This window comes from Lyngbya sp. CCY1209 (genome assembly GCF_035615495.1).
Lineage (GTDB): Bacteria > Cyanobacteriota > Cyanobacteriia > Cyanobacteriales > Microcoleaceae > Limnospira.
On record NZ_JAJENU010000609.1, the window covers coordinates 24719 to 32256 of the forward strand.

At 53.9% G+C, this 7538-nt stretch carries 11 protein-coding genes; 6 read left to right on the forward strand and 5 right to left on the reverse strand.

The annotated features are described in order from the left end of the window. Positions 1–100: 100 nt before the first annotated feature. Both LKE08_RS22935 and LKE08_RS22940 read left to right on the forward strand, forming a co-directional pair. Positions 101–1492 (forward strand): ATP-binding protein, encoded by a 1392-nt coding sequence (locus LKE08_RS22935; protein ID WP_324706592.1) that lies wholly within the window; start codon positions 101–103, stop codon positions 1490–1492. 551 nt (positions 1493–2043) lie between these two features. Further along, a complete protein-coding gene (locus LKE08_RS22940) occupies positions 2044–3012 on the forward strand; it encodes a metal-dependent phosphohydrolase (protein ID WP_324706593.1) in 969 nt (322 codons plus the stop codon). Here the strand turns inward: LKE08_RS22940 and LKE08_RS22945 are convergent. Next, positions 2979–3866 (reverse strand): mechanosensitive ion channel family protein, encoded by an 888-nt coding sequence (locus LKE08_RS22945; protein WP_324706594.1) that lies wholly within the window; start codon positions 3864–3866, stop codon positions 2979–2981. The genes LKE08_RS22940 and LKE08_RS22945 overlap by 34 nt on opposite strands. A gap of 245 nt (positions 3867–4111) precedes the next feature. Here LKE08_RS22945 and LKE08_RS22950 point away from each other — a divergent pair, with 245 nt between their 5' ends. The 3 genes from LKE08_RS22950 to LKE08_RS22960 all read left to right on the forward strand — a co-directional run bounded on the left by LKE08_RS22950 (position 4112) and on the right by LKE08_RS22960 (position 5676). Continuing rightward, a complete protein-coding gene (locus LKE08_RS22950; RefSeq protein ID WP_324706595.1) occupies positions 4112–4474 on the forward strand; it encodes a hypothetical protein in 363 nt (120 codons plus the stop codon). Between the two features lie 115 nt (positions 4475–4589). Further along, positions 4590–5390 carry a YdcF family protein gene (locus LKE08_RS22955; RefSeq protein ID WP_324706596.1) on the forward strand — a complete coding sequence of 267 codons (801 nt, stop codon included), beginning with the start codon at positions 4590–4592 and terminating at the stop codon, positions 5388–5390. Positions 5391–5442: 52 nt separating this feature from the next. Then, positions 5443–5676 carry a hypothetical protein gene (locus tag LKE08_RS22960; protein WP_324706597.1) on the forward strand — a complete coding sequence of 78 codons (234 nt, stop codon included), beginning with the start codon at positions 5443–5445 and terminating at the stop codon, positions 5674–5676. Positions 5677–5784: 108 nt separating this feature from the next. Here LKE08_RS22960 and LKE08_RS22965 read toward each other — a convergent pair whose 3' ends face one another. The 3 genes from LKE08_RS22965 to petN all read right to left on the reverse strand — a co-directional run bounded on the left by LKE08_RS22965 (position 5785) and on the right by petN (position 6633). After that, positions 5785–6015, reverse strand: a complete 231-nt coding sequence (locus tag LKE08_RS22965) for a ferredoxin-thioredoxin reductase variable chain (protein WP_324706605.1) — start codon at positions 6013–6015, stop codon at positions 5785–5787. Between the two features lie 178 nt (positions 6016–6193). Then, positions 6194–6418 (reverse strand): DUF167 domain-containing protein, encoded by a 225-nt coding sequence (locus LKE08_RS22970; protein WP_324706598.1) that lies wholly within the window; start codon positions 6416–6418, stop codon positions 6194–6196. A 125-nt stretch (positions 6419–6543) separates the two neighbouring features. Beyond that, the gene (gene petN / locus LKE08_RS22975) at positions 6544–6633 is read right to left on the reverse strand and encodes a cytochrome b6-f complex subunit PetN (RefSeq protein WP_006615846.1); all 90 of its coding nucleotides are present in this window, start codon (positions 6631–6633) and stop codon (positions 6544–6546) included. Positions 6634–6709: 76 nt separating this feature from the next. Between petN and LKE08_RS22980 the strand changes: the two genes are divergently transcribed. Next, on the forward strand, positions 6710–7147 hold the full coding sequence (locus tag LKE08_RS22980; RefSeq protein ID WP_324706600.1) for a hypothetical protein: 438 nt from the start codon (positions 6710–6712) through the stop codon (positions 7145–7147). Between the two features lie 181 nt (positions 7148–7328). Here the strand turns inward: LKE08_RS22980 and LKE08_RS22985 are convergent. Then, positions 7329–7538 (reverse strand): hypothetical protein (locus LKE08_RS22985; RefSeq protein ID WP_324706601.1); only part of this gene is annotated, 210 nt, incomplete at its 5' end.

Below are 7538 nucleotides of genomic sequence, written 5' to 3' on the forward strand. Positions count from 1 at the left end.
TCTTCGTCGGTGGCAAAAAGTGAGATTTGGTGGCAAAATCAGCAGAAGTGTGATAAAGTGGCGTCAATCCTTAAGAAGTGTGATATTCAATTGGTGCAGAATGGATATTCAGGAAGTTATCAAGTGGACGGATGAACGGGTTTTTGAGAAAACCGGAAAGCACCTTGACTCGCTTCAAAGGACGATATTGGAGGGGACGTTAGAAAATCAAACTTACCAGCAGGTAGCCGAGGACTATCATTGTAGTAAAGACCATACGAAAAGAGTTGCGGCAGACCTCTGGAAGCTTCTCTCTGAGGTATTCGGAGAAGATGTCAAAAAATCCAACCTAAAATCGATACTCGAACAAATCGAATTTAGCCATATCTCAAATTTTGGTTCTGGATCTACGCAAATCTTGAGTAATATCAACATCTGTAGCGAAATCTGTCCCTATCCCGAAGCATCTAGAAACCGATCGCACCCCACCGCCGCCACCGAATCCCAACCCCGCCACGATCTCAGCGAAGCACCGGAAAACGATCGCCTCTACAGCCGCACCCACGAACTCGCCACCCTCAAACAGTGGATACTCGCCGAACATCATCGCATCGTCGCCATCACCGGACTGTCCGGTATCGGCAAAACCGCCCTCGCCAGACAATTGGTGGAAGACATCAAAGAAAACTTCGATCGCGTCCTGTGGCGATCGCATCGAAAATACCCCAACCTCAACGCACTGAAAACCGACTTGATCGAGTTTCTCGCCCCACCGCCACCCAGCCAAAATTCCGCCATTCTCAACTACCTCAGAACCCGAAATTCTACATTAGATTATTTACGATCGCACCGCTGTTTGATCGTCCTCGACGACTTCCAAGAAACCCTGAATCCCCGCGAATTCGTCGGCACTTACCGCCCGGACTATGACAGTTACGGTCAATTCCTCCACGAAATCGGGCGATCGCCCCATCAAAGTTGTTTCCTGATCCTCAGTTGGGAACAGCCCACCGAAATCGCCACCCTGGAAACCGAAAATCGCCACTGCAAAACCCTCCATTTACAAGGTTTAAATCAATCGGAAACGGAACTCCTGGCAACCCGAAATCTCAAAGATAGCCAACAGTGGGCGGAACTGATCCGGCGGTACGGCGGCAACCCGTTATGGCTGAATATTATCGCCTCGACGATTCTCGATTTATTTAACGGCAGCGTCCGGCAATTTTTATCCTATCCCGGCTTATTTTTGGGCGATATCGAATCTTTATTAAAAGCGCATTATTTACGATTATCGGAAACCGAAAAACAGGTGATGTTAGCCTTGGCAGATCAAAATGGTAGAACCGAAATTTCCAGCAAGCCGGAAGCGATTTCCGACTCCGACTATTTGAAAGCGGTACAGTCGTTGAGAAAGCGCAGTTTGATCGAGACGAAAATTGAAAACTCGGCTTCAATTTTGACCCTGCAACCCGCCGTCAAAGAATATCTTAAAAATCAAGATTGCGATTCTTAAAAATTCGATCGCTTCAAGTTCGTCCATAAGAAATGATGGGTGAGATACCCTATTTCACCGAAATCCCCCGCGACGACGCGCCCGACGCGACCCCCGCGACGCACCACTCGCCGTTTCGGGAAGTTCGGGAAAGGCGATCGCTCTCGGATGACCTCAGAGCGCACGATATTTCCCCGAGTGCTTCACGGCGTGCGCGTCCACTCGGATTCTCAGTGGCAATATGATCAAAATTTTAACTCTATTATTTCAGAAACGACCGTCAAATTATGTGATATTCGTCACACGAACCCGTCCTTTTTAAGGTAGAGTAAACTTAACTCCAATTGCATTGCGGGCTGACCGTCGAGGTTTGATGAGGTTTGATGAGGGTCGGGAGTTCCGGACATCGGAGCCGACATCACGAGAGGGGAAACCGTCTCAAAAATTCTGAGTTTTTCTGGTTCCCATTCCCACTCAAACCGGGCAAACTAGAATTAAGTCAGTCGAACACCATTGCTTTTTTTTCCAGAATACCAGTCAATTTGCGATCCATTGCCAAAGGAGAAGTTACCATGTTCACTCCAAATCAATCCCGTTCGATCCGGGCTTGCCTCGAGTCCGTACACGAGAATTACAACCAAATGTTCGGTTCGTTCAAGTCCGAGTACGCCGACACGGCGAGTTGGATCGCCAACGTCGCCCTGCAAAATATCGCCCGCAGCGACGCCCCCTATCACGATGTCGAACATACCGTCCTTGTCACCGGCGCCGGACAGGATATCCTGCGGGGGAAGCAACTCCTCGGGGCCGAAACCATCTCGCCCGAGGATTGGTTGAATGCGATGGTTTCCCTCGTCTGCCACGATATCGGCTACGTCCGGGGGGTTTGTCGGGGCGATCGCCCGCGAGAGCGACAGTACGCCACCGCCCGGGGGAATGATGAAACCATTTATCTCCCCGAGGGGGCGACGGACGCCAGCCTCACCGCCTACCACGTCGATCGCTCCCAGCAGTTCGTGCGGGAACGGTTCGCCGAAATGCCCCACCTCGACATCGGGCGGATCTGCGAAAATATCGAATTGACCCGATTTCCCGTCCCCGACGATGGAGAACATGATGACACCCGGGGTTATCCCGGTCTGGCTCGCGCCGCCGACTTGATCGGTCAGCTTGCCGATCCCGATTATCTACCCAAAACGGTCGGTTTATTTCAAGAATTCGAGGAGACGGGGGCGAATCAGAAACTCGGCTACCGCACCCCGGCGGATCTGCGGGCAGGATACCCCAACTTTTTCAAGTTCGTAGTCCGCCAATATATCGAGGATTCTTTCGAGTATTTGCAGGCTACCCCGTCGGGGCGCGATCGCATCGTCAATCTTTACCACAACGTCACCGCCGCCGAGAACGAGTCGCGCGATCGGCTTCCGCAACCCTCCGGCGACGGGAGGTCCTCCCACCGCACGAAAGTCCCGTCCCCGTCCCGGGATGCGTCCTTCCCCAGTGCCACTCAGTTGGTGTTGGAGTTGGCGGTGACGGGATAATGGTCGTCGTAGCGATCTTGGTCGAAGAAATAGAGGGTGCGGATCGGATAGGGGATGTTGATGTCGGCGCGATCGCAGGCCGCTTTGAGGGCGATCGTCACCCGGGTGGTGACGCGGCGGACTTCTTTCCGCTCCGGGAACGTCCAGTAGCGGACCATCAGATCGATGGAACTGTCCCCGAAGCCGACCACATCCACTTCCACCTCCGGTTCCGACAAAACGCCCTCCACTTCCTTCGTCGCATTCGATAACGTCTCCACCGCCATCGGCAGGGGGGTGTTGTAGTCCACCCCGATCGCCAAATCGGTGCGGCGGCGACTTTCCGCCGTCTTCACCAGCACCGGACTGGTGAACAGGATGGAATTAGGCATGACGATCCGTTCCCGCTGATAGGTGAGAATTTGGGTGGAGCGGATCGAGATTTTTTCTACCGTCCCTTCGTAATCCTGAACGACGATCTGATCGCCGATTTGGAAGGGTTCTTGCAACAGCAATAAAATGCCGGCCAGGAAATTTTTGAAGATATCCTGAAAGGCGAAACCGATCGCCACGGAGCCGAGTCCTAACAAACCGATGATGTCTCCCAAACCCAGGTCGGGAAAGGCGATCACGCAGGCGACGATCACCCCCCCCGCCCAGGTCGCCACATAGCCGGTTTGGATCAGAAGAAGTTGCAGCGATTGGTTGCGGATGAACCGCTGCGCCGTCGAGTGCAAGACTTGCTGGACGAAATGGGCGACGAAGCGAGTCGCCAGCAAGACGATCAGCGCGATGACCAGCGCCGGGACAAATTGAACCGCCGAACCCACCAAATTGATGAGGCTGGATTGGATTTCGTTAACTAAGGCATTCATAAGGTATTGAGCAAGTGATACGGACAGTCCTGATTTTGGCGAAAGGAATGAAATGCGAAAAATTGCGAATCTGAGAATTGATGCTCCCCGAACCTTCAGATCTGCGTTTCAAGCCAAAATTATGGCAATTTTAACAAATTGATGGTAATTTTGACTTCTATCTCCGGGCCGATCAATCGGATTTTCGATATTGGAAGAGTATGATCGAAAAGCGTATGGATTCGATTTGATGTGAGGACAATTCGATGTCGGAGTCTCCCCAATCACAATCTACTGGCGCGATCGCGGCGGGATCGATCCTCGGCTTGTTGCTGGCCGCAGGCTTTTTTACGGTCGGATATTCCCTACTCTTGAGCCTCTGCATGGGCTTGTTGAGCGGCGCGTCCGCCCAGCATTTGGTCAAGTGGTGGCACATCGAAGAACAGCCACCAGCCGATGAAACGCCGGGATCGCAATCCGCGATCGCTCCCCTGAAAGCTGGTTTCGACAAAGCCCTGGTCAAATCCGGCCTCAAACCCCAGTCGGGAACCGCCCCCCAGGCTCAATACCCGAAACGCCCGGTTTCCATCGTCGAGTGGATCGTGCGGCCCAACTCCACCCGCAAATAATATCGGATGGGGTGTGGGGTGTGCGGGCGTGGGGTGTGGGGAGGAAAAAAGAAAAGGTCAAAACCCGATCGCCATCAATTATTAATTATCAATTATCAATTATCAATTGAATACGATGTTTCTCTACCTGTCCAAACTCCTTCCCCTGTTCGTCTATCCCGTCGGACTCACCTGCCTTTTGATGCTCGTCGCCCTGCTGCTGCTGTGGCGATCGCCCCGCTGGGCAGCCCTCCCCGTCGCTTTGAGTTTCATCATCATGGCGGTGGCGGGAAATACCCAAGTCGCCCAGGCCTTGGTGCGATCGCTCGAATGGCAAAACATACCGCCGCAGGAATTGCCAAACGCCGGGGCGATCGTGGTGTTGGGGGGGGCCACCCGCCCCCACATTTCCCCCCGCCCGTGGGTAGATGTCCAGGAGGCGGGCGATCGCGTCCTCCACGGCGCTCTCCTGTACAAGCGGGGGAAGGCCCCCTGGCTGATCCTCAGCGGGGGGCGGATCGTCTGGCGGGCCGGCGAAAAGGGTGCCTCCGAGTCCGAAGATATGGCCGCGATCGCCCGGGAAATGGGGGTTCCCGACGAGGCGATCCTCCAGGACCCCGATTCCCTCAACACCTACCAAAACGCCGTCAACGTCCGGCAAATTCTGCGGGAACGGGACATCGAAGACCCCGTGCTGCTGGTGACGTCGGCCATCCATATGCCGCGATCGCTGCGGATTTTCCAGAAACTCGAAATTGACGTCATCCCGGCCCCCACGGACTTTCTCATTTCCGAGGAAGAAGTGGCCCTGATCCAAAATAACTGGCGGGAGGGACTCCTCCGCTTCATCCCCGACGCCACGGCCGTCGATCGCACCACCCGGGCCCTGAAAGAATATATCGGCATCCTCGTCTACCGCCTCCGAGGTTGGGCTTGAGTCCGTTGTGCTAAGGTGAGCGAATATTGCACGAGTCATCCAAAGCGAAATCATGCACTCGAACTGGGAGAATATTTTTCCGCACGCCCACCCACTCTCGGCGGAAGTTCTAGATGCCCTAGAAGCGACCCAACTCACCCTCGAGTTTCATGAAGAGGTCGCATCCCGTCAGGCATTTGAGGACTATTGCCAATGGTATTACAAAACCGCCGACCACCACCGCCGAGAATTGCAGAAGATGCGGGGCGACCTCAATATTTTGGGGTGGTTCCTGCGGGGAGGGTAACTTTGGCCGCCGCCAGAATCGTCGGGACATCGACCGATTCTGAAAATCAAAAGGGGGCGGGGGATCGGAAAACAGCGTCTCTTTATACCCCGATCGCCCGATGGCCGCTTAACTCTCCTGAATGACCTCTAACTCCTCCTCCGTGAAGTGAGCCTTAAATTTTTTGCTAAACTGCACGAGAACGGGGAGATTGGGGGTGATGGGCCTCCCCTTCCAGTCTTGGCTGATGGAGAGAATTTCCCCTTCCAACCCCTTCGCATCGAACGGTTGATTGCGATGTTCGGGATTGACATAGACGATAATGGATTGTTTGACGCGAACACGATCGCCGACTTTCATAATTTCAAACTCGCGTATTTTCTCAACGTTGCCTACAGCGGTGCCTGCCATCGGCACTCCCGAAAACAGACAGTTTTTTTATCTTTGCATGAAATCGGCGCATCTCAAACGGGTCGGCCGCACAGATCGGTGTGAAGATGGCGATCGCGGGTGGGCAACCCTTCCTCAACCAGTATAATTACTCTGGCAACTCGACCAATTTGTTGCGAGACGAAGCCCCCGACTTGATCGAAACTCGGGACTTGGGGACGCCGAACTGTTTGGCCAGCACCTCGATCAACTCCCGGTTCGCCTTCCCGTCCGCCGGGGGCGATTTCAAATAGACGGTGAACCCCCCATCGGGTTCTTCTCGAATCAGTTGTTGTTTGGAATTGGGTTTGACTTTGACTCTCAAAATTGTCATGGGCGGGCACAATTGATAATTGATCATTGACAATTGACAATTGATAATGGATGGGACTCCCCCGACCGGGAAAAAATAAGGGGGTGAACCCTTCACCCCCCGTTGCGTTCGGCGTCGTCGTCGCTCTAAAATCCGTTGCGACCCCAGACGACCATCGAAATGGAGAAGGTGAAGACAACTAACAGGCCGACCCAACCGAGTGACAGAATATCCATAGCGGTGTATTAGAAAAACAGGTTACAAATTGCTCCAGCCCTTATCATATCCCGAAATTGAGTCAGTTTAGCGATCGTGAATCCTTCTTCTAACTTTACCCCCGCCGAGCGCCGGGAATCCCTGGGCGCCGGAATTCTCGCAGCCGTTTCCCTGACGGCGATCGCCCTTTTCCTCCTGGGTGTCAATTCCCTTCTCCTCGATCGCCCCCTCGTCCCCGACCTCGATCTGGCGGTCCGGGGTGCGATCGCCGGGGCCAGCGGTTTCCTGTTCGGGGCCACCTACCGCTATATTATCCGCCGCGACGACAACTCCCACCTCAAACAGGGGGCGGTTTTGGCCTTCGGCCTGGTGCGGGGGCTCGCGATCGCGGAAGCGGGACTCACCCGGGGCGAACCCCTCCCCCAACTCGTCCTGGGGGGGACGGAAAGCCTGTTGATGTTTGCGGGAACTGCGATCGTCCTCGATTTTGCCCTCCGGCGGCGGTGGATCGCCCCTTTTCCATCGGAAAAATAACTGGCGGATGGGGGCTATAACTGACACGATGAGTCACCGACAACTCTACACAAACTCAGCATTACCCTGTCCGAAAATCCTGCTAAACTCAAAAAAAACACCCACGATCCGCCATAACCCGACTCCCGGGGGTGAGACATCATGGACTATTCCAGACTGGTAAGACTTAACTAACCCAATGTTAGTTCATCAAGCCCTGCTGTGGCATGAAAATGGTTTGGATTTTGCCGATGCTTTTCATTTGGCACAAAGTCAAGATTGCGAGAGGTTCTACACTTTTGATGAAAAACTCATTAAAAAGGCACAAGGAATAACTATAGCGCTGCGCGCGGTCCTCGGCAGTCGGTATTAGGGAGTCGGAAACTGAAACGGCTTTTCTATAAGGGTTTGA

Excerpts from the sequence above, each read along its gene's own strand:
- petN (WP_006615846.1), bottom strand. The coding sequence starts at position 6,633 with ATGGATATTCTGTCACTCGGTTGGGTCGGCCTGTTAGTTGTCTTCACC.
- LKE08_RS22940 (WP_324706593.1), top strand. The coding sequence starts at position 2,044 with ATGTTCACTCCAAATCAATCCCGTTCGATCCGGGCTTGCCTCGAGTCC.
- LKE08_RS22945 (WP_324706594.1), bottom strand. The coding sequence starts at position 3,866 with ATGAATGCCTTAGTTAACGAAATCCAATCCAGCCTCATCAATTTGGTG.
- LKE08_RS22970 (WP_324706598.1), bottom strand. The coding sequence starts at position 6,418 with ATGACAATTTTGAGAGTCAAAGTCAAACCCAATTCCAAACAACAACTG.
- LKE08_RS22955 (WP_324706596.1), top strand. The coding sequence starts at position 4,590 with ATGTTTCTCTACCTGTCCAAACTCCTTCCCCTGTTCGTCTATCCCGTC.
- LKE08_RS22960 (WP_324706597.1), top strand. The coding sequence starts at position 5,443 with ATGCACTCGAACTGGGAGAATATTTTTCCGCACGCCCACCCACTCTCG.
- LKE08_RS22965 (WP_324706605.1), bottom strand. The coding sequence starts at position 6,015 with ATGAAAGTCGGCGATCGTGTTCGCGTCAAACAATCCATTATCGTCTAT.
- LKE08_RS22950 (WP_324706595.1), top strand. The coding sequence starts at position 4,112 with ATGTCGGAGTCTCCCCAATCACAATCTACTGGCGCGATCGCGGCGGGA.
- LKE08_RS22935 (WP_324706592.1), top strand. The coding sequence starts at position 101 with ATGGATATTCAGGAAGTTATCAAGTGGACGGATGAACGGGTTTTTGAG.